The organism is Nocardioides plantarum (assembly GCF_006346395.1).
Classification (GTDB): Bacteria; Actinomycetota; Actinomycetes; order Propionibacteriales; family Nocardioidaceae; genus Nocardioides; species Nocardioides plantarum.
The window spans coordinates 115669-134936 of record NZ_VDMS01000005.1 but is presented as its reverse complement, the minus strand read 5'-3'; the positions used below and the strand labels follow the sequence as shown (position 1 = coordinate 134936).

The following is a 19268-nucleotide window of genomic DNA, read 5'->3' as shown; positions in this document are numbered from 1 at the left end:
GTGTGGATCAGGTCCAGGAGAGCTGGGTCCCGCCGACGCGGGACTCCTCGATCTCCTGCTGGTAGCCGGACTCGGCGTAGGCGCGCATCGGGTGCGGAGGCAGGCCACGCTCCTCGCGCCAGGCGGCGAGGGCGGGGCGGACGTCGGTCTGGAAGGCGTCCATGAAGACCTCGTTGCCGCCCAGCACGTCGCCGGCCTCCTCGGCGGCGGCGAGCGCGTCCCGGTCCAGGAGCAGGGCCCGGGCCGTCATCTCCTGCACGTTGAGGACCGAGCGGATCTGGCCGGGGATCTTGTCCTCGACGTTGTGGCACTGGTCGAGCATGAACGCGACCTCGCTGTCGGCGTCGAGTGCGCCGCCCCGGATCACCTCGGCCATGATCCGGAACAGCTGGAACGGGTCGGCCGCGCCGACGATCAGGTCGTCGTCGGCGTAGAAGCGGGAGTTGAAGTCGAAGGACCCCAGCCGACCCAGCCGCAGCAGCTGCATGACGATGAACTCGATGTTGGTGCCGGGCGCGTGGTGGCCGGTGTCGAGGCAGACCATGGCGCGCTCGCCGAGCGCGCTGACCTGGGCGTACGACGTGCCCCAGTCGGGGACGTCGGTGTGGTAGAACGCCGGCTCGAAGAACTTGTACTCGAGGACGAGCCGCTGCTCCTCGCCGAGGCGGTCGTAGATCGCGGCGAGCGACTCCGCGAGGCGGTCCTGGCGGCCCCGGAGGTCGGCCTGGCCGGGGTAGTTGCTGCCCTCGGCCAACCAGATCTTGAGGTCGCGGGCGCCGGTCGCGTCCATCACGTCGACGCACTCGAGGTGGTGGTCGATCGCCTTGCGGCGGACCTTGGCGTCCACGTGGGTCAGGGCGCCGAACTTGTAGTCGTCGTCCTGGAAGGTGTTGGAGTTGACGGTGCCGAGGCGCACCCCGTGGCTCGCGGCGTGCTCGCCGAGCGCGGCGTAGTCGTCGACGAGGTCCCACGGGATGTGCAGGGCCACCGAGGGGGCCAGGCCGGTCAGCCGGTGCACGACGGCGGCGTCGGCGATCTTCTCTTCGATGGAGCGCGGGGTGCCCGGCGTACCGAAGACCTTGAAGCGGGTGCCGGAGTTGCCGTAGGCCCACGAGGGGACCTCGATGGCCAGCCGCTCGAGCTGCGGGGCGATGGCGGCGAAGCCGGGGATGTCGGTCATGTCAGCCTTCAGGTGGAGTGCTTGGGGGAATGCCGGCCAGCGCGAGCTGGTCGGCGAGGTGGAAGACCTCGGTGAGGCGGACGAACGCCTCGTCGGGCGCGCCCGACTGCACGAAGTACGGCGCCATGTCGGCCTGCCAGCGGCGGTTGACGTCGGTGGCGGCCATGGCGGCCTGGGCGGCGTCGAGGTCGTCGCACTCGACGTAGCCCACGAGGAGCCCGTCCTCACGCAGGAACAGGGAGTAGTTGCGCCAGCCGGTCGCGTCGAGCGCGGCGAGCATCTCGGGCCAGACGGCCGCGTGACGCTCGGCGTACTCCTGCTGCCGCTCCGGGCGGACCTGGAGCGTGAAGCAGTAGCGCACGGTGTACTCCCTGTTCCTGCGGTGAGGTCGGTCGATCAGGTGGGGACGGGGATCAGAACTTGAAGTCGTCGATGTTCGACTTGTCGAACACGAACGGGTCACCGAGCACGACGACGCCGTTGGCGCCGACGGTGTACTTCTTCAGGTCGCCGGCGGTGAACGTGTCACCCTCCTTGCCGGTGATCTCGCCCTTGACCAGCGCGTCGGCGGCGTAGGCGGCCAGGTAGCCGAGGTCGTCGGGGTTCCACAGCGCGAACTCGGTGACGGTGCCGTCGTCGATGAAGGTCTTCATCTGGCTCGGGGCGCCGAGGCCGGTCAGCGCGACCTTGCCCTTGAACTCCGAGGTCGACAAGTAGCGGGCCGCGGCCGCGATGCCGACGGTGGTCGGCGAGATGATGCCCTTGAGGTCGGGGTGGGCCTGCAGGAGCGCGGCGGTCTGGTCGAACGACTTCTGGTCGTCGTCGTCGCCGTAGACGGTGTCGACCAGCTTGATGTTGGGGTGGTTGGCCTCGAGGTTGGCCTTCATCAGCTTGATCCACTCGTTCTGGTTGGTCGCGTTGGCCGCGGCCGAGAGGATCGCGACCTCGCCGGTGTCGCCGATCTGCTTGGCGATCAGCTCGACCTGCTTGTCGGCGATGCCCTGGGCGTCGGCCTGGCTGACGAACAGGTCGCGGCACTCGGTGTCGGAGTCGAAGGTGACGACCTTGATGTCGGCGGACTGGGCCGTCTTGATCGAGTCGCACAGGGCGGTGGGGTCGTTGGCGGACACGACGAGCGCGCCGACGCCCTGCTGGGTCGCCGTCTCGATGAACGGCACCTGGGAGTCGGGGCCGGCGTCGCCGGTCGGACCGACCTCGTCGACCTTGCCGCCGAACTCGCCGGCCGCACGCTTCGCACCGGCGGTGCTGGCGTCGAAGTAGGGGTTGCCGAGCGACTTGGGGATCATCGTGATCTTGCTGCTGCCGCCACCGCTCCCGCCGTCACCGCCGTCGTCGTCACTGCCGCAGCCGGCGAGGGCGAGAGAGGCCGTGAGGGCCACGGCCGCCAGGGCGGCGAACCGCCTCGTGTTGATCAACATGTGGTTGAGCCTTTCGTTGCTGGTCGGGGATCCGGACCGCGATCGGACGGAGCCCTACTTCGAGGGGGTTGGTGGAGCGGTGGCGGTCGACGGGTGGTCCGTCGTCCGTCGGACCCGACCGCGGGCGAGCCCGGAGACCCAGGTCAGGAGCGTGGGAGCGATCACCGAGGCGACCAGGAGGCAGCCGATGATGATGTCGGTGACGTCGTCGCGGACGCCGTCGAGGCGCATCGCGGAGTTGAGGACGGCGATGAGCAGGACGCCGGCGATGACGCCGGGCAGGGTGCCGCGGCCGCCGAAGATCGACACGCCGCCGAGGAGCACGGCCGCGATGACCTGCAGCTCGAGGTGGATCGCCGAGTCGCTGCGGATCACCCCGGCGTAGAGCGCCTGGTAGACGCCGGCGAGCCCGGCGACGGCGCCGGTGAGCATGAACAGCACCAGCTTGGTGCGGGCGATGTCGACGCCGGTGAAGCGCGCGGCCTCGTCGTTGAGCCCGATCTCGTAGACGCCGCGACCGAAGGAGGAGAAGTGGAGCAGCAGGCCGAAGGCGACGGCCAGGACGACGAACGGGATGAGGACGATCGGGTAGCTGCCGCCCTCGGAGGTGGCCTGCTTGGCCAGGTCGGTCCACTTCTCGGGGAAGCCCTTGATCGTGTCGGTGCCGAGGAACCCCTCGGCGAGACCACGGAACAGCGCGAGCGTGCCGATGGTGACGGCCAGCGAGGGCAGCCTGACGTAGGCGATGAGGATGCCGTTGAGGAGCCCGCAGGCCAGCCCGACCCCGACGGCGACCACCATCGCCATCACGAAGGGCAGGTCCCACTCGGTGAAGGCGATGCCGAGGACCGCGCCGGTCAGGGCCATCGTGCTGGCCACCGACAGGTCGATCTCGCCGGTGATGATCACCAGCGTCATCGGCAGCGCGAGCAGCATGATCGGCAGCGAGCGGCCGAAGAGGAAGTAGAGGGTGAGCGGCCCGTCGAACCCCTCGATCGAGGACCGGGAGTAGAGGAAGACCGCGACGAGCAGCGCCAGCACGGCGAACTCGCGGGTGGCGATCACGCGCCACAGCAGCGGCCGGGCGTAGGAGGCGTAGGTGCGCTGGTCGACCGCACGCTCGATGGTGTCGGTGCTCATGCGGTGACCTCCCGGTCTCGGGCGAGGCGTCGTTCGGCGCGGTGGGCGAGGAACCGGTCGAGGACGATGGCCCCGAGGATCAGGCCGCCGACGACGGCCTGCTGGTAGAAGTCGTCGACGCCCAGGATCGGCAGCACCCGGTCGATCGTGACCAGGAGGAAGGCGCCGATCGCCGCGCCCCACACGGTGCCGCTGCCACCGAAGATGGCGACGCCGCCGATGACGGCGGCCGCGACTGCCTGCAGCTCGATGTTCTCCCCGGCGTTGGACGAGACCCCGCCGTAGCGGGCGGCGAAGAACACGCCGGCCAGTCCGGCGAGTGCCCCCGAGGCGACGAACGCACCCAGCACCCGGCGGCGTACGGGCAGCCCGAACAGTCCGGCGGCGTCGGGGTCGGAGCCGATGGCGTAGAGCTCGCGTCCACCGCGGCTGGTGCGCAGGTAGTAGCCGACGCCCACGACGACGACCAGGGCGATGATCGTGAGCACCGGGATCGTGACGATCCGCGCGGTGCCGAGGTCGAGGAAGCCGGGGTCCATCTCGGCGGCGTTGACCCGGTCGCTGCCGGCCCAGTGGAGCAGGGCTCCGCGGAAGGCCAGCATCGTGCCGAGGGTGACCACCAGGGCGGGGACCCGGCCGAAGGCGATGATCGTGCCGTTGACCGCACCGAGGACGGCGCCGAGCACGACGGCTCCGACCACGGCGACGTACGGCGAGTGGCCGGCCGACATGATCTCGCCGGCCCCGTAGGCGCACAGGCCGAGCGTCGAGCCGACGGACAGGTCGACGTTGCGGGTGATGATGACGAGCGTCTGGCCGGCGGCCAGCATGAGCAGGATGCTCGGCGTGAGGAGCAGGTCGCGGAAGCTGTCGCCCCGCAGGAACCCGTCGCTCTTGATCGTGGCCACCACGACCAGCGCGAGGAGCACGACCAGGACGGCCAGCTCACGCGAGCGGAGCAGGTCGCTGGCCAGCTGTCCGACCGAGCTGCCGGCGCGGGCCGGTCGGGCCGGGCGGGGCGAGGGGGCGGTGGGGGTCTTGTCGAGGGTGCTCATGCGGTGACCTCCTGCACGAGTGCGGTGTCGTGCTCGAGGTGGACGTCGGCGAGGTCGGTGCCGGTGGCGGCGGCCATCACGGTCTCGGGCGTGGCCTCGGCCCGGTCGAGCTCGGCGGTGATCCGGCCCTCGCAGACGACCAGCACCCGGTCGGCCATGCCGAGCACCTCGGGCAGCTCGCTAGAGATCATCAGCACGGCCAGGCCCTGGCCGGCCAGCTCGGAGAGCAGCCGGTGCACCTCGGCCTTGGTGCCGACGTCGATGCCGCGGGTGGGCTCGTCGATGATCAGCAGGGCGGGCTCGGTGGCCAGCCACTTGGCGATCACGACCTTCTGCTGGTTGCCGCCGCTCATCGTCGAGGCGGGCATGTCGAGGGCGTTGGTCTTGACCTCGAGCCGCGAGGCCCACGGTCGCACGGCCCGGTTCTCGGCGTGGGTGGTGAGCAGGCCGGCGGTGGAGAGGCGGCGGCGGATCACGCCGGCGATGTTGTGGGCCACGGAACTGTCGACGACCAGGCCCTGCTGGCGACGGTCCTCGGGGACGAACGCGATGCCGGCCCTGATCGCGGCGCGCGGGTTGCCCGGGCGCACCGCCTTGCCGCGCAGCCGCACGCTGCCGCTGTCGTAGCGGTCGACCCCGAAGACGGCGCGGGCGATCTCGCTGCGGCCGGCGCCGACCAGGCCGCTCAGCGCGACGATCTCACCGGCGCGCACCTGGAAGGAGACGTCGTGGAAGGTGCCGCGCGAGTCCAGGCCGTCGACCTCGAGGACGACCTCGCCGATCTCGGCCTCGGTCTTGGGGAACAGGGTGCCGACCTCGCGGCCGACCATCTGGGCCACGAGCGCCGGCACGCTGGTCTCCGCGATCGCGTGGGTGCCGACGTAGGCGCCGTCACGCATCACCGTGACCTGGTCGCAGAGGTCGAAGACCTCGTCGAAGCGGTGGGAGATGAAGACCAGGGCCCGACCCTCGTCGCGCAGCGAGCGGGCCACGGCGAAGAGGCGGTCGACCTCGACGCCGCTGAGGGCCGCGGTCGGCTCGTCCATGACCAGGAGCGAGGCGTCCAGCGAGATCGCCTTGGCGATCTCGATGATCTGCTGGTCGGCGATCGACAGCCCGCGAGCCGCCCGACGCGGGTCGATGCGCACCCCCAGGCGTGTGAAGAGCGCCTGCGCCTCGGCGTACATGGCGGCCCGGTCGATGCGCCGCCCGGCGCCTCGCGGCATCCGGCCCATGAAGATGTTCTCGACGACCGATAGGTCGGGGAACAGCGTCGGCTCCTGGTAGATGACGGCGATGCCGGCGCCCTTGGACGCCGCGGTCGAGCCGAAGTCGACGTCGTCGCCGTGGAAGCGGAAGGTGCCACCGTCGCGGCGGTGCACGCCGGCGACGATCTTGACCAGGGTCGACTTGCCCGCGCCGTTCTCGCCGATCAGGGCGTGGATGGAGCCGCCCTCGACCCGCAGGCTCCCCGACCGCAGCGCCTGGACGGCGCCGAAGGACTTCGTCACGTCAGCGAGCTCCAGCACGGCCGGCCCCGGCGATTGAAAGGTTTCACTCACAGCGCAGACGGTAGGTGACTCCGATCACAGATGGCAAGAGTTTCGGCCAGGTTTCCTGATCGTTGCCGAAATTGTTGTGGTCGTGGTCTGCTTGTCACGTTTCACCACAGCGTGCGCACAGGCCTCCGATCCGGGTGCCCGCACCGGAGCCACCGCACAGGAGCGACATTGAGCACCCCGAGCATCCGCGCGGCGTCGGTCAAGGACGTCGCCACCGCCGCCGGGGTCTCGCTCGGGACCGTCTCCAACGTCCTCAACCGTCCCGACCGGGTCAGCGCCGCCACCCGGGAGCGCGTCGAGCGCGCGATGGTCGACCTCGGCTTCGTGCGCAACGAGTCGGCCCGTCAGCTGCGTGCCGGCACCAGCCGCACCCTCGCCTACGTGATGCTCGACGCCGGCAACCCGTTCTTCACCGACGTGGCCCAGGGCATCGAGGCCGCCGCCGAGGCCGCCGGGCTGTCCCTGGTGCTGTGCAACAGCGGTCAGCTCGCCGCCCGCGAGAGCCGCCACCTCGACCTGTTCCAGCAGCAGCGCGTGCAGGGCCTGCTGGTGACCCCCATCGACCCGGAGTCGCCGACGCTCGGCGCCGTCCGCGACCGTGGCACCCCCCTGGTCATCGTCGACCGCACCCGCGACGACACGACGTTCTGCTCCGTGGCCGTCGACGACGTGCTCGGCGGCCGGCTCGCGATCGAGCACCTCCTCGATCGCGGCCACACCCGCGTGGCCTTCGTCGGTGGCCCGCTGGGCATCGGCCAGGTCCGCGACCGGCTGCAGGGCGCGCGCCTCGCCTGGGCCGACGCCGGGCTGCCGGTCGACGACCTCACCGTGGTCATCACCGACTCGCTCGACGTCGACGCCGGCCGCGGCGCCGGCCAGCGACTGGCCGGGCTCCCCTCGGCCCGCCGTCCCACGGCCGCCTTCTGCGCCAACGACATGACCGCCCTCGGCCTGCTCCAGCAGGCGATCAGCAGCGGCACCCGGGTGCCCGAGCAGCTCGCCATCGTCGGGTACGACGACATCCAGTTCGCCGCGGCCGCCGCCGTACCGCTGACGTCGGTGCGCCAGCCCCGGGTCGAGCTCGGTCGCGCGGCCGCCGCGCTGCTGATCGACGAGGCCGGCAACGACGGCCACGAGCACCAGCAGGTCGTGTTCACCCCCGAGCTCGTGGCGCGGGAGTCGACGCGCACCTGATCGGTGCGGGCGGGTTGCTACCTTCGCCGCGTGACGACAGCCGCGGTCGAGATGGTGCTCCGCCAGGCGTCGGGGACCCGGCCCTTCGTGACCGCGCAGGTCAACGGGTCGCCGGTCAGCCTGATGGTCCACTCCAACGCGTCGTTCTCGATGATGCTCACCCACGACACCGCCGAGCGGATCGGGCTGTCGGTGGGCGCGGTCGAGCGCGAGGACTACGGCATCGCCGCCGTGGGGCAGCTCGGCGGGCGGGGACGCGCGTCGGCGGTCGTCGGCGCGCTGCAGGTCGGGGACGACGTCGCGCACGACGTCCCGGCGAGCGTCTTCGAGCTGCCCGTCGACGCCGACGAGGACCCGGTCGACGGGATGCTCGGCATCGGGTGGCTGCGCCAGCGTCAGGTCGTCGTCGACTTCGCGCGCCGGGTCCTGACGCCGTACGGCGGCCCGGTCGACGGTGTGCCCCTGGCGCACGATCCCGGCTGGGACGCGCTGGTGGTCGACTCGGTCGTCGACGGCGAGCCTGCCCGGTGGGTCGTCTCGACCGTCGCGGGCGTGCTCGTCGACTCCGCCGCGGTGGATCGCCTCGGGCTCGAGCTGGGCGAGCCGGCTGGCGACGACGGCGGGCCCACCGGGACGGTGGTCACCTCCCGGCACGTCGCCGGCCCCTGGTCGGTCCACATCGGCGGGCGCGACCACGACGTCGTCGGGGCGGTGTCCCACGACCTCTACGCCTACGCCGCCAGGCCCCGCACCGACGACGACCTCGTCGCCGGGTTCCTGGGCTGCGACTTCCTCCTGCGTCACGGCGCCGTCGTCGACCACGGGCGTGGGGTCCTCGCCCTCCCGGCTCACTAGGGCACCTCGATCCGCTCGTCACCCAGGTCCCCACGCACCTCGCGCCGGTGCTCGGCGGGCACCGCGAAGCACTCTCCGGAGGTCTGCAGCACCAGCCCGTCGTCGCCGGGTCCGCCCTCGCTGACCTCGACCGAGATGCCGGCGTACGCCGCGTCCGCGGCCCGGGTGCCCCCGGCGGGTCGGGACTCGACGGAGGTCCACCCCTGCGCGCGCAGCACCTGCTCGACGACCGGCCGGACCTCGGTGGCCCGGACGGCGTCGACCGCGGCGACGACCACGTAGGTGAAGGCGACGGTCTCCCCGCCCTGCTGGTCGCAGCCCAGCGGATCGCCGTCGATGGTGCCGACCGCACCCCCGAGGGCATCGGCGAGGCCACGCGCCAGGAGGGCCGCCCGGTCGCGGGCGGCCTCGCGCATCGCGAGGTAGTCGGCGTACTCCCCCGTCGGCGTCGGCAGGTCGAGACCGACACCGCCACCGCACGACGACAGGGCCAGGGCGAGCAGGAATCCGCCGACGCCCGCCCTCACGACGCCCTCCGCCGCGGCACCCCGTCGGTGTCGCCGTCCTGGTCGGTGTCGTAGAGGTCGGACGGCGCGTCGCGCTCGGGGTCGTCGGCCCAGCGCCACCACGGGTCGTGGACGGACCCCGCGGGCTCCGGGTCCCGGCCGGCGAGGATGGCACCCAGGTTGTGCAGCGACTCGCTGTCGTTGTCGTAGTAGGCCGAGTGGTCGTCGTGCCCCTCACCGGCGTTGGCCTGGAAGCGGGTCGAGCCGAACCCCGAGTCGGCCGGGTCCTGACCGTGACCGATCGACCCGAGGCCGAAGGAGCCGTTCTGCCCCAGGCCGGCGACGACGTCGTCCTGGTTCTGACCGACGAAGAGCCGGCCGCGCCCCAGGTGGAGGTCGCCGACGTCGTGGACGCCCTCGCCCATCCCGGGGCTGCCCACCACGACGGCCCGGGTCACGCCGAGGTCGTGGTGCGTCAGGGCCGAGCCCAGCGCGACCGAGCCGTAGGAGTGGCCGATCGGCACGACGTCGGCGTCGTCGCCGGCCACGGCGTGCAGGCCGTCGATGGACCGGGCCAGCAGGTCACCGCCCCGGTCGGCGGCGGCGGAGGAGGCCGCGACCTCGATGCCGTGCAGGTCGTCGGCCGCGCGCGGTGCGTCGTAGCCGAGCCAGGCGATGCTCGAGTAGGTGCGGTCGGGGTCGGCGGCCGTGGCCGACTGGTGCAGCTCCCACGCCCGGTCGGTGTCGTCACCGATGTCGGCCGCCTCGGTCTTGATGCCGGGCACGTTGACCGCGATCGCGTCGGCGGTGTCGGGGTCACCGACCGCGATCGCGACCCGGCCGTCGACGCTGCCGTCGTCCTGCACGTAGGCACCGGGGTCGTAGATCCACAGGTACGACGGCACGTGGCGCCCGTGGGCATCGACGTCGGTGGCGTGCCGGTCGAGGGCGTCCTCGGTCGCCTCGGCGTTGTCGAGCGTGTCGCGCTCGCCGCCGGCGAGCTGTCCGACGTCGTCGAGGTGGCGCAGCGTCGCGAGGTCGCGCGCCAGGCGGAGCCGGTTGGCCTCGTCGCGGGCGTCGGCCGGTACGCCGTCGAGGTTGCCGACCGCACCGGGCGCGGCGACCAGCACCGCCTGACGCTGCGCCCGGGTCAGGCCGCGCCACCAGGCGAGCACGACGAGGGACGGCGCGCCGCGTCCCGGACGGGTCGCGAGCGCCACGTCGGCCGGGTCGGTCGCGTCGTCGTAGCGCTGCTCGACCTGGTCCACCTCGACGACGCCGCCGAACGCGTCGACCATGGCGGTCTCCTCGATGCCCACGCGCTCCCACCAGGCGGTCTGAGCCGTGTCGAGCGTGCGGACCCGTCGGGCGACGTCGTCGCAGCGCAGCTGGAGGGCCCGTCCCTCCTCGACCAGCCCGGGGTCGCCGGCCGCGGACCCGGTCGCGGCGCGGGCCTGCCACCGGCGGGCGTCCTCGGTGCAGCCGAAGACCTCGTCGACCAGCAGCCGGTTGGCCGCGGTCAGGTCGACGAGCTCGGCGGCCAGTCGACGCATCGCGTCGGCGTGGTCCTCGACCCGACGGCCGACGCCCCGCAGGGCGAGCGACATCGCGTCGGCGGTCGACCCGTAGGGCGCCAGGTCGCTGCGGTAGGCGTCGGCCGCCTCGCCCTCCCAGAGGGCGAGGCGGCCCCGGGACCGGGCCAGCTCGCCGGTGTCGTCGAGGCGGGCGGAGGCCGCGAGCAGCTCGCCGGCGAGCTCGGCGACGGATCCGGGGTCGACGGTCAGCTGCGGCAGGGGCCGCGGGAACGGCGGCGGGGTGACCGTGGCCGTGGTCATCGCAGCTCCGTCAGCAGGCCGCGCAGCCGCGCCGAGGTGAGCGCCGAGGACTCGTCGGAGTGGACGAAGTCGCGCAGCGTGTCGCGCAGGCCGTCGGCGCGGCCCTCGGCCCGCGCGGCCAGGTCGCGGACGTGCTCGGTCCACCGGTAGCGGAACATCATCGCCATCCCCACGACCGGCGCCGTGAGGCCGGCCAGCGGCGCAGCGGCGACCTGCTCGGCCGCGGCGAGGAGCCGGTGGTGCTGCTCGTCCCAGTCCCGGGCGACCTGCCCGACGGCGGTGTACTGCACGAGGAGCCCGGTCATGACGCGACCTCCCGGGCACCACGGGCCCCACGCAGCCGGCGGGACTGCTCGCGGGTCACGGGCAGGGACGCCGAGACGACCGTCAGCACGAGCACCCGCTCGTCCTCGACGTACGACGCCGCGACCGTGCGGCCGGCGTGCCGGGCCTCGAGCCGTGCGACCCGGCCGGGGGCCAGCCGTCGGTCCCATCCGGGCAGCGCCTCGGCCAGCCGCGCCAGCGACCGGTGGCCGTCCGCGTGGTCGCGGAGCACCACCGTCGCGGCGCACTCGAGGGTCAGGTGCGTCGGTCCGGGCCGGATCAACGGCTCGGGCGGGACGACGGCGGGGTCGAGACGCTCGCAGGCCGAGCGCAACAGCGCCGCGGCCTGCCGGCGCTCGGCGAGGACCGCGGCGTCGGGCAGGACGTCGGGGCGGGAGAGGTCGGGTGCGTGCGGGGCGTGGACGGTCATGGCGGCTGCGATGCCCGGGTGCCGAGGCCGGAAACGGGCCCGCCTCGAGCCTGTGGACGGGCGCCTGCGCGGGCTGACGCCAGCGCCGTCCGACCGCCCCGCTAGCCAGTAGTAGGAAGCCCGACTAATCTGGTTGGACGTCCTACCAGTTGCTCAGGAGACCCCGTGGCCGACCTCTACGTCCCGACCCATCCCGTCCGGCTCGTGACCGCGTCGAGCCTGTTCGACGGGCACGACGCGTCGATCAACATCATGCGGCGGATCTTCCAGAGCCAGGGCTGCGAGGTGATCCACCTCGGACACAACCGCTCGGTCCAGGAGGTCGTCGACGCCGCCATCGAGGAGGACGTGCAGGGCGTCGCGGTGTCGTCCTACCAGGGCGGCCACATCGAGTACTTCGAGTACCTCGTCGAGTCACTGCGCGAGCGCGGCGCGGGCCACGTGCAGGTCGTCGGCGGTGGCGGCGGCGTCATCGTGCACGACGAGATCGTCCGGCTGCGCCAGAGCGGCGTGACGATCTTCAGCCCCGAGGACGGCCAGCGCCTCGGCCTGGCCGGCATGATCAGCACGGTCGTCGAGGCCTGCGACCTCGACCTGTGGCAGCAGCGGCAGGTCAGCGCCGAGCAGGTCCTCAGCGGAGACCGTACGGCGATCGCGCGCGCCATCACCGGGGCCGAGCAGGGGCGGCTCGACGAGGGGCTTCTCGCGACGGTTCGCGAGGCCGCGGCCCGCTCGAGCGCCCCCGCGCTCGGCATCACCGGCACCGGCGGGTCGGGCAAGTCCTCGCTCACCGACGAGCTCGTCCGTCGCTTCCGGGTCGACCAGCACGACAAGCTCCGCATCGCGGTGCTCGCGGTCGACCCGACCCGGCGCAAGGGCGGCGGCGCGCTGCTCGGCGACCGGATCCGGATGAACTCCCTCGACGGCGACCGGGTCTACTTCCGCTCGCTCGCGACGCGCGGCGCCCACGAGCTGCCCGCCTGCCTGCCCGACGTCGTCGACATCCTCAAGGCCGCCGGCTTCGACCTGGTGGTCGTCGAGACCCCCGGCATCGGCCAGGGCGACGCGGCGATCGTGCCGTTCGTCGACACCTCGATGTACGTCATGACGCCCGAGTTCGGCGCCGCCTCCCAGCTGGAGAAGATCGACATGCTCGACTTCGCCGACGTCGTGGCGATCAACAAGTTCGAGCGCCGCGGCGCGGCCGACGCCCTGCGCGACGTGGGTCGTCAGCTGGTCCGCAACCGCGAGGCGTTCGGCCAGCAGCCCGGCGACATGCCCGTCTTCGGCACGTCCGCCGCCCGCTTCGACGACGACGGCGTCACCGCGCTCTACCTCCACCTGCGTGGCCTCCTCGGCGAGCACGGCCTGCCGCTCGACGAGGGCACCCTGGCCCCGGTCGACGGCAAGGTCTCCACCGACATCCACCCCTCGATCCCCGGCGACCGGGTGCGCTACCTCGCCGAGATCGCCGACACCGTCCGCGGCTACCACGCGCAGACCGAGGTGCTCGTCGAGCAGGCGCGTCGCGTCCAGCGGCTCGACGCCGTGGCCGCGGAGCTGGAGGAGCGTGGTCTCGAGACAGGCGCCAGCGCGCCTTCCTCGACCGGCGTCGCCTCACTCCTGCGTGAGGCCCGTGACGACCTCCCCCGCACCGTGCGCGACCAGCTCGACGCGTGGCCGTCGGTCGTGGAGTCCTACTCCGGCGACGAGCAGGTCGTCACGGTGCGCGACAAGCAGATCGTCACCCCGCTGACCCGCGAGTCGCTCAGCGGCAACAAGATCCCCCGGGTCGCGCTGCCGTCGTACGCCGACCACGGCGAGCTGGTCCGCTACTGGCGCCGCGAGAACCTCCCCGGCCAGTTCCCCTTCACCGCTGGGGTGTTCCCGTTCAAGCGCGACGGCGAGGACCCCGCGCGGATGTTCGCCGGCGAGGGCGACCCGGCGCGCACCAACCGGCGCTTCAAGATCCTCAGCGCCGACGGCGACGCCAAGCGGCTCTCGACGGCGTTCGACTCGGTGACGCTCTACGGACGCGACCCCGACGAGCGGCCCGACATCTACGGCAAGGTCGGCACCTCGGGCGTGAGCGTCGCGACGCTCGACGACATGAAGATCCTCTACGACGGCTTCGACCTGCTCTCGCCGACCACGTCGGTGTCGATGACGATCAACGGCCCCGCCCCCACCGTGCTGGCGTTCTTCCTCAACACGGTGCTCGACCAGGCCAGCGAGCAGGGCGTCGACGAGGCGACTGCGTTGGCGACCGTGCGCGGCACCGTGCAGGCCGACATCCTCAAGGAGGACCAGGGCCAGAACACCTGCCTGTTCTCCACCGAGTTCAGCCTGCGGATGATGGCCGACATCCAGGAGTGGTTCATCCAGCACTCCGTGCGCAACTTCTACTCGGTGTCCATCTCCGGTTACCACATCGCCGAGGCGGGGGCGAACCCCCTGTCCCAGCTGGCGTTCACGCTCGCCAACGGCTTCACCTACGTCGAGTCCTACCTCGCGCGCGGCCTCGACATCGACGACTTCGCGCCCAACCTGTCGTTCTTCTTCTCCAACGGCATGGACCCCGAGTACACCGTGATCGGGCGCGTCGCCCGCCGCATCTGGGCGGTCGCGATGCGCGAGCGCTACGGCGCCTCGGAGCGCTCGCAGAAGCTGAAGTACCACGTGCAGACCAGCGGTCGCTCGCTGCACGCGCAGGAGATGGACTTCAACGACATCCGCACCACGCTGCAGGCGCTCATCGCCATCTACGACAACGCCAACAGCCTCCACACCAACGCCTACGACGAGGCCGTCACGACCCCGTCGGAGGAGTCCGTACGCCGGGCACTCGCCATCCAGCTGATCATCAACCGCGAGTGGGGGCTGGCGATGAACGAGAACCCGCTGCAGGGCTCCTACATCGTCGACCAGCTCACCGACCTCGTCGAGGAGGCCGTGCTCAAGGAGTTCGAGGCGATCAGCGAGCGCGGCGGCGTGCTGGGCGCGATGGAGACCGGCTACCAGCGCGGCCGGATCCAGGACGAGTCGATGCTCTACGAGCACCGCAAGCACGACGGCTCGCTGCCGATCGTCGGGGTCAACACCTTCGTCAAGCCCGACGCGGGCGACGGCACCCCCGCCCACGTCGAGCTGGCCCGCGCCACCGACGAGGAGAAGTCCGGCCAGCTCTCCCGCGTGCGCGCCTTCCAGGCCGAGCACACCGAGGAGGCCGCCGAGGCCCTCGCCCGCCTCAAGGCCGCCGCCGTCTCCGACGACAACGTCTTCGCCGTCCTCATGGACGCCGCGCGGGTCTGCTCCCTCGGCCAGGTCACCGAGGCCTTCTTCGAGGTGGGCGGCCAGTACCGCAGGAATGTCTGAGCGCGACACCGACCGAGCGCAGCGAGGTCGGTGTCGGTCAGCGAGGAGATCGAGGGCGTCGGCTCGGACCGAGCCTGCGAGGGCCGAGCGACGCGTCTCGAGATCTGTCGAGCAGGTGGAGCGGCACGCCGCATGTGAGCGCAGCGAGGTCGGTGTCGGTCAGCGAGGAGATCGAGGGCGTCGGCTCGGACCGAGCCTGCGAGGGCCGAGCGACGCGTCTCGAGATCTGCCGAGCAGGGTGAAGCGGCAACCACGCACAGGCACATCCCGAGCCCGCTAGCCTGCGGGTCCGGTCGACTGGGAGGTGCGGATGACGGGGACCCACGAGTCCAGGCAGGTGCGGCGCAAGCTCGTGCTCGAGCTGGTCAGCCTCGCGGTGCCCCTGGCCGCCGCGGTCGGCTTCTCCTGCGTCCTGGTGGCACACACCTCGACCCGCCTCGGGCTGTTCGCCACGCTCGTCACCGCGCTCGTCACCCTCGTGGGCTGGACCTGGCACCGCCGCCGGCACCCACCCACCATCGAGACCCACACCGAGTACGAGCCCGGTCCCCGCCCCGATGCCGGAGACGAGGACGCCGAGGACGACGGCCCGTGGGACTGGGTGATCGGGATGCTGCTCGTGGTCGCCGTCGGCGTCGGCATCGCGGTCGTCGCCATCACGGGCCGGTTCCTCCTCTCGCTGATCGTCATCGCCACCTTCGCCGTCGTCGACAGCGCCTCCGACCTGGGCGACGTCGTCCTCGCCACCCTCTACACCCTCGGCGTGGGCCTCGTCGTGGAGCTGGGGGTGGTCGGCCCGCTCGGCCGGCGCTGGGACCTCGACGTCGACGAGACCCCGGGCCTGTCCCCGGCCCACCGACCGGCCCACTGAGCCGCCGGCGGTGCGGGACGGGATGTCGTATCGCGGCCGCCGCGTTCGTCGTCCAGGTGAACGGGCCCCCGTCCGAGGGCCTCGACCGACAGGAGATGGTCCCCGTGCAGTACCTGATTTCCGTGATCGACGACGGCACCGGCCCCGAGACCCCGACGCAGGAGGCGGCGGTCGATGCGTTCAACGACACGCTCAGGGCCGACGGCCACTGGGTGTTCGCCGGGGGCCTCGGGTCGCCCGACCCGGCCACGACGATCGACCACCGCGGCGAGAGGCCGATCGTCACCGACGGTCCGTTCGTGGAGACCAAGGAGTACCTCGCCGGCTTCTGGGTCGTCGAGGCCGCTGACCTCGACGTCGCGCTCCGGCTGGGCGCCGAGGGCTCGCGCGCCTGCCACCGCAAGACCGAGGTCCGGCCGTTCCTCTGACCGGGGGACGGTATGATGGCCCGATGCGGAGGACGTCGTACGTCGTGGTCCTGGTCGCCGCGGTGCTGGTCGTCGGCGTGCTCGGTGCCCGGTTCGTCAGCGGCCGGACCGCCGAGAGCCGCTGCTCCGACGAGGCCGACCGTCGCGGCGCGACGTACGTCACCCAGTCGTGGTCGTGGGCGCCGCCGGGCACCACCTGCACGTTCGACGTCGGCGGGTCCGAGACGCGCCTGTTCTGGTGAGCGGGCCCCCGCCCGCTCGACTGTCGGGGTGAACAGCCGCGGGGAGGCCTCGGACAGGCTGTCTCCATGGGATTCCTCGGATCAGTCGCCAAGCGCGGAGGCATGTTCGCCGCGCCCCGCATCGGCAAGATCGCACCGGGCCTCACCTCGGGGTTCCTGGAGCGGGTGCTGAGCCGTGCCATCGCCGGCACCGGGCCCTTCGACAGTGCCACGACGGTCGCCGGCAAGGCCCTCTCCGGCGCCGGCGGTGACGTCGACCGTGCGGTCGAGGCCCTGATCCGCTCGCACACGCGGCTGTCCGGCGCCCAGGGCTTCGTGACCAACATCGGCGGCCTGGTCACGATGGTCGTCTCGGTCCCGGCCAACGTGACGGGCCTGGTGATGGTGCAGCTGCGCCTGCACGCCGCGATCGCCCACCTCTACGGCCACGACCTCGACGACCTCGACGTGCACGCGGCCGTCCTGACCACCCTCCTCGGGCACGACCAGACCGAGCGGCTGGTCCGCAAGGGCGAGCTGCCCGGCAACGCCCGCTGGCTGGTCAAGGGCGCCGACCACGGCCCGGAGACCGTCGAGCGCGTGGCGGCCCAGGTCGCCGCGACCCTGGTCGGCTTCCTCGGCGGCAAGCAGCTGGCCACGATGGTCGGCAAGCGGATCCCGTTGTTCGGTGGGGTCGTCGGCGCCGCCTCCGACGCCCGCGCCACGAAGCGGCTGGGCCGCGACGCGGCTCGCGACCTCCCCCGGGCCGACAGGGTCGCCCACGTGGGGTGAGGCGGCCGACCTGGCCTACGGCGGTGGCTACACCCACGCCGAGGTCGCTCGGCTGCTCGGCCTGGGATCGGCGCAGCTGCTGATCCGCGACGGCCTCCGCGCGCTGCGGACGCTGGTGGCCGCGCCGTGGACCCCCGGCCCGGCACGATCGTGGAGCCCGGGGCGTCCGTACGGGTCGCCGTCTCCCGCTAACCGTTCGCCCACGGGGGCCGGGCTCGGGGAGGATGCCGCCATGGGCACCCCCACCGGTTTCGCCTACGACGTCGTCGGCGACACGGTCGTCATCACCCACGCGGGGCGGCGTGCCACCGTGCTGCGCGGGGCGCGGGCGCGACAGTTCCTCGCCGAGATCGAGGACGACGACCCGCAGGAGCTGATGGCCCGCGTGACCGGCAACTACAAGCACGGCAACGAGCGGCAGGCGCGCGACCACCCGCGCAACCGCGGTCGCTGAGGCGGTCGAGCCTCAGAACTCCCCGCGCCGCCGCAGCGGCGCGGGCCGGCCGTCGGGGTCGTGCGCCCAGAGGTAGACCGGCGTCACCAGGGCGCGCTCGACCCGGCTCAGCTCGGGGGGCTGCAGGCGGCGCAGGCGTCCGGGCGGGCGTGGGCCCTGTCGACCCCCGTCGTACCAGGCATCGAGGGCGGCGGCGGTCTCGGCGTAGACCCGGACCATGTCGGCCGGGTCGACGCAGTCGTCCATCGGGGCGTCGGGAGCACGGCCGAGGTGCTCGGCGGCGAGGGTCAGGCGCAGGCGCCGCGCGTAGGTGTCGGCGGTGTCGGCGGTGTCGACGACGACGGCCGACAGCTCGGAGTCATGGGTCCACGAGCGGCGGTTGAAGTTGTCGGAGCCGATGGTGGCCCAGGTGTCGTCGACGAGGCAGGTCTTGGCGTGCACGTAGATCGGGGTGCCGGCCTCGTTCTCGATGCCGTAGACGGCGACCCGGCCGGGCGCCGCCTCGGCCATCGCGGTCATCGCGCGACGGCGCCCCTCGAGCTGGGCGAGCCGGTTGATCCCGCCGACGTCGGGGTGCAGCGGCACCACGGCCACGACCTGCAGGTCGGTGTTGGTCCGCAGCGCCTCGGTGAAGACGCCGCCGACCTGGTTGCCCCAGAGGTACTGGTCCTCGACGTAGACGAGCCGCTGCGCCTGCTCGACCGCCTTGGTGTAGCCGCGCGCCACGCTGCGCTCGCCGCCGTTGGCGAAGGCGTAGTCGCGCCCGTTGCGCAGGTCGGGATAGGTCCGCAGCAGCTGGACGACGTGGGTGCCGCCCTCGACCGGTGGGGGCGGCGGCGCCTGGGCCGGCAGCGGGTCGGGGGTCGTGTCGAGCCCGCGGAGCCGGTCGCGGGTCAGGATGATCGGGCTGCGCCGCAGCGTGGTGGGGTCCTCCCAGCGCTCGCGGAACACCGTCTCGACGTCGTACACGGCCGGCCCGCTGATGGCGGCCTGGATGTCGTGCCAGGGCGGGGTGTCGCCGTACTCGTCGGGCATCACGTCGAGCGCCTGCGGGTCGCCGCCGTGGTCGCGGTCGTCGCGGCGCGAGTGGGCCAGGTCGATGCCGCCGACGAACGCGATGTCGCGGCTCGGGTCGTCGCGGTAGCGGATCACCACCATCTTCTGGTGGTGCGAGCCAGCCATCCGCACCCGCATGTCGAGGATCGCCTCGACACCGCGCTTCTGGAGCGCCCGCCCGAGCGCGGCGTTCTCGCGCGAGGTGAACCCGGCGGCGCTGCTGTGCGAGCGCCAGATCAGCCCGCGTACGTCGACTCCGCGCTCGTCGGCCCGCCCGAGCACCTCGGTCACCTCGCTGCCCGGCTGGTCGGTCAGCCGCTGGTCGGCGTCGCCCTGCCAGTCGGTGAAGAGCACCAGGTCGCCGGGCTGCGTGGCCTCGATCCGGTCGTGCAGCTCCGCGAAGTACGTCGCCCCGTGCACCAGCGGACGCACCTCGTTGCCCTCCGACCAGGCCTGCTGGCCCCGGTGTCCGTCGTCGAGGCGGGTCCACGGGTTGGCGCGCTCACGTTGGGACAGCAGCCACCGGCTGGGGTCGACAGGCATGCCCCCAC

19 protein-coding genes are annotated in these 19268 nt (G+C 72.5%); 8 read left to right on the top strand and 11 right to left on the bottom strand.

The window, feature by feature from the left end:
* Positions 1-7: 7 nt before the first annotated feature.
* From rhaI to FJQ56_RS19225, 6 genes are read right to left on the bottom strand one after another with little or no spacing between them, the layout of a single operon-like run.
* The gene (gene rhaI, locus FJQ56_RS19250) at positions 8-1180 is read right to left on the bottom strand and encodes an L-rhamnose isomerase (RefSeq protein ID WP_140011231.1); all 1173 of its coding nucleotides are present in this window, start codon (positions 1178-1180) and stop codon (positions 8-10) included.
* A gap of 1 nt (position 1181) precedes the next feature.
* Complete coding sequence (locus FJQ56_RS19245; protein ID WP_140011230.1) at positions 1182-1541, bottom strand: L-rhamnose mutarotase; 360 nt, start codon at positions 1539-1541, stop codon at positions 1182-1184.
* 52 nt (positions 1542-1593) lie between these two features.
* Positions 1594-2619 (bottom strand): rhamnose ABC transporter substrate-binding protein, encoded by a 1026-nt coding sequence (gene rhaS / locus FJQ56_RS19240; RefSeq protein ID WP_140011229.1) that lies wholly within the window; start codon positions 2617-2619, stop codon positions 1594-1596.
* 54 nt (positions 2620-2673) lie between these two features.
* A complete protein-coding gene (locus tag FJQ56_RS19235; RefSeq protein WP_140011228.1) occupies positions 2674-3759 on the bottom strand; it encodes an ABC transporter permease in 1086 nt (361 codons plus the stop codon).
* Positions 3756-4814, bottom strand: coding sequence for an ABC transporter permease (locus tag FJQ56_RS19230; RefSeq protein WP_140011227.1), 1059 nt, complete (start codon positions 4812-4814; stop codon positions 3756-3758). Before FJQ56_RS19230 ends, FJQ56_RS19235 begins: the two co-directional genes overlap by 4 nt.
* Positions 4811-6343, bottom strand: coding sequence for a sugar ABC transporter ATP-binding protein (locus FJQ56_RS19225; protein WP_246084256.1), 1533 nt, complete (start codon positions 6341-6343; stop codon positions 4811-4813). The genes FJQ56_RS19230 and FJQ56_RS19225 overlap by 4 nt, the downstream gene beginning before the upstream one ends.
* A gap of 201 nt (positions 6344-6544) precedes the next feature.
* On the opposite strand from FJQ56_RS19225, the gene FJQ56_RS19220 reads away from it, so the two are divergent.
* Both FJQ56_RS19220 and FJQ56_RS19215 read left to right on the top strand, forming a co-directional pair.
* Positions 6545-7570, top strand: coding sequence for a LacI family DNA-binding transcriptional regulator (locus FJQ56_RS19220; protein WP_246084255.1), 1026 nt, complete (start codon positions 6545-6547; stop codon positions 7568-7570).
* A 30-nt stretch (positions 7571-7600) separates the two neighbouring features.
* The gene (locus FJQ56_RS19215; protein ID WP_140011224.1) at positions 7601-8425 is read left to right on the top strand and encodes a retropepsin-like aspartic protease; all 825 of its coding nucleotides are present in this window, start codon (positions 7601-7603) and stop codon (positions 8423-8425) included.
* On the opposite strand, the gene FJQ56_RS19210 is transcribed toward FJQ56_RS19215, so the two are convergent.
* The 4 genes from FJQ56_RS19210 to FJQ56_RS19195 are packed head-to-tail and all read right to left on the bottom strand — an operon-like array spanning position 8422 to position 11520.
* Positions 8422-8952 (bottom strand): hypothetical protein, encoded by a 531-nt coding sequence (locus tag FJQ56_RS19210; RefSeq protein ID WP_140011223.1) that lies wholly within the window; start codon positions 8950-8952, stop codon positions 8422-8424. The two genes, FJQ56_RS19215 and FJQ56_RS19210, sit on opposite strands and share 4 nt — an antisense overlap.
* Positions 8949-10766 (bottom strand): alpha/beta hydrolase, encoded by a 1818-nt coding sequence (locus tag FJQ56_RS19205; protein WP_140011222.1) that lies wholly within the window; start codon positions 10764-10766, stop codon positions 8949-8951. Before FJQ56_RS19205 ends, FJQ56_RS19210 begins: the two co-directional genes overlap by 4 nt.
* The gene (locus tag FJQ56_RS19200) at positions 10763-11071 is read right to left on the bottom strand and encodes a hypothetical protein (protein ID WP_140011221.1); all 309 of its coding nucleotides are present in this window, start codon (positions 11069-11071) and stop codon (positions 10763-10765) included. The genes FJQ56_RS19205 and FJQ56_RS19200 overlap by 4 nt, the downstream gene beginning before the upstream one ends.
* Positions 11068-11520, bottom strand: coding sequence for a hypothetical protein (locus FJQ56_RS19195; RefSeq protein WP_140011220.1), 453 nt, complete (start codon positions 11518-11520; stop codon positions 11068-11070). Before FJQ56_RS19195 ends, FJQ56_RS19200 begins: the two co-directional genes overlap by 4 nt.
* Before the next feature lie 165 nt (positions 11521-11685).
* Between FJQ56_RS19195 and icmF the strand changes: the two genes are divergently transcribed.
* The 6 genes from icmF to FJQ56_RS19165 all read left to right on the top strand — a co-directional run bounded on the left by icmF (position 11686) and on the right by FJQ56_RS19165 (position 17661).
* Positions 11686-14895 carry a fused isobutyryl-CoA mutase/GTPase IcmF gene (gene icmF, locus FJQ56_RS19190; protein WP_140011219.1) on the top strand — a complete coding sequence of 1070 codons (3210 nt, stop codon included), beginning with the start codon at positions 11686-11688 and terminating at the stop codon, positions 14893-14895.
* Positions 14896-15205: 310 nt separating this feature from the next.
* Positions 15206-15766, top strand: a complete 561-nt coding sequence (locus tag FJQ56_RS19185; protein ID WP_140011218.1) for a hypothetical protein — start codon at positions 15206-15208, stop codon at positions 15764-15766.
* Between the two features lie 104 nt (positions 15767-15870).
* On the top strand, positions 15871-16194 hold the full coding sequence (locus tag FJQ56_RS19180; protein ID WP_140011217.1) for a YciI family protein: 324 nt from the start codon (positions 15871-15873) through the stop codon (positions 16192-16194).
* Positions 16195-16217: 23 nt separating this feature from the next.
* Positions 16218-16436: a hypothetical protein gene (locus FJQ56_RS19175; protein WP_140011216.1), complete on the top strand. Its 219-nt coding sequence runs from the start codon at positions 16218-16220 to the stop codon at positions 16434-16436.
* A gap of 66 nt (positions 16437-16502) precedes the next feature.
* Positions 16503-17207: an EcsC family protein gene (locus tag FJQ56_RS19170; protein ID WP_140011215.1), complete on the top strand. Its 705-nt coding sequence runs from the start codon at positions 16503-16505 to the stop codon at positions 17205-17207.
* 232 nt (positions 17208-17439) lie between these two features.
* Entirely contained in the window at positions 17440-17661 is a 222-nt protein-coding gene (locus tag FJQ56_RS19165; RefSeq protein WP_140011214.1) for a hypothetical protein, read from the top strand.
* 12 nt (positions 17662-17673) lie between these two features.
* Here the strand turns inward: FJQ56_RS19165 and FJQ56_RS22965 are convergent, their stop codons facing one another.
* Positions 17674-19260: a phospholipase D family protein gene (locus FJQ56_RS22965; RefSeq protein ID WP_140011213.1), complete on the bottom strand. Its 1587-nt coding sequence runs from the start codon at positions 19258-19260 to the stop codon at positions 17674-17676.
* Positions 19261-19268 lie beyond the last annotated feature (8 nt).

What these genes read in the sequence shown, in the direction of transcription:
- rhaI (WP_140011231.1), bottom strand. Translation starts at nt 1,180, where the DNA reads ATGACCGACATCCCCGGCTTCGCCGCCATCGCCCCGCAGCTCGAGCGG.
- rhaS (WP_140011229.1), bottom strand. Translation starts at nt 2,619, where the DNA reads ATGTTGATCAACACGAGGCGGTTCGCCGCCCTGGCGGCCGTGGCCCTC.
- FJQ56_RS19235 (WP_140011228.1), bottom strand. Translation starts at nt 3,759, where the DNA reads ATGAGCACCGACACCATCGAGCGTGCGGTCGACCAGCGCACCTACGCC.
- FJQ56_RS19230 (WP_140011227.1), bottom strand. Translation starts at nt 4,814, where the DNA reads ATGAGCACCCTCGACAAGACCCCCACCGCCCCCTCGCCCCGCCCGGCC.
- FJQ56_RS19205 (WP_140011222.1), bottom strand. Translation starts at nt 10,766, where the DNA reads ATGACCACGGCCACGGTCACCCCGCCGCCGTTCCCGCGGCCCCTGCCG.
- FJQ56_RS19200 (WP_140011221.1), bottom strand. Translation starts at nt 11,071, where the DNA reads ATGACCGGGCTCCTCGTGCAGTACACCGCCGTCGGGCAGGTCGCCCGG.
- FJQ56_RS19195 (WP_140011220.1), bottom strand. Translation starts at nt 11,520, where the DNA reads ATGACCGTCCACGCCCCGCACGCACCCGACCTCTCCCGCCCCGACGTC.
- FJQ56_RS19185 (WP_140011218.1), top strand. Translation starts at nt 15,206, where the DNA reads ATGACGGGGACCCACGAGTCCAGGCAGGTGCGGCGCAAGCTCGTGCTC.
- FJQ56_RS19175 (WP_140011216.1), top strand. Translation starts at nt 16,218, where the DNA reads ATGCGGAGGACGTCGTACGTCGTGGTCCTGGTCGCCGCGGTGCTGGTC.
- FJQ56_RS19170 (WP_140011215.1), top strand. Translation starts at nt 16,503, where the DNA reads ATGGGATTCCTCGGATCAGTCGCCAAGCGCGGAGGCATGTTCGCCGCG.
- FJQ56_RS19165 (WP_140011214.1), top strand. Translation starts at nt 17,440, where the DNA reads ATGGGCACCCCCACCGGTTTCGCCTACGACGTCGTCGGCGACACGGTC.
- FJQ56_RS22965 (WP_140011213.1), bottom strand. Translation starts at nt 19,260, where the DNA reads ATGCCTGTCGACCCCAGCCGGTGGCTGCTGTCCCAACGTGAGCGCGCC.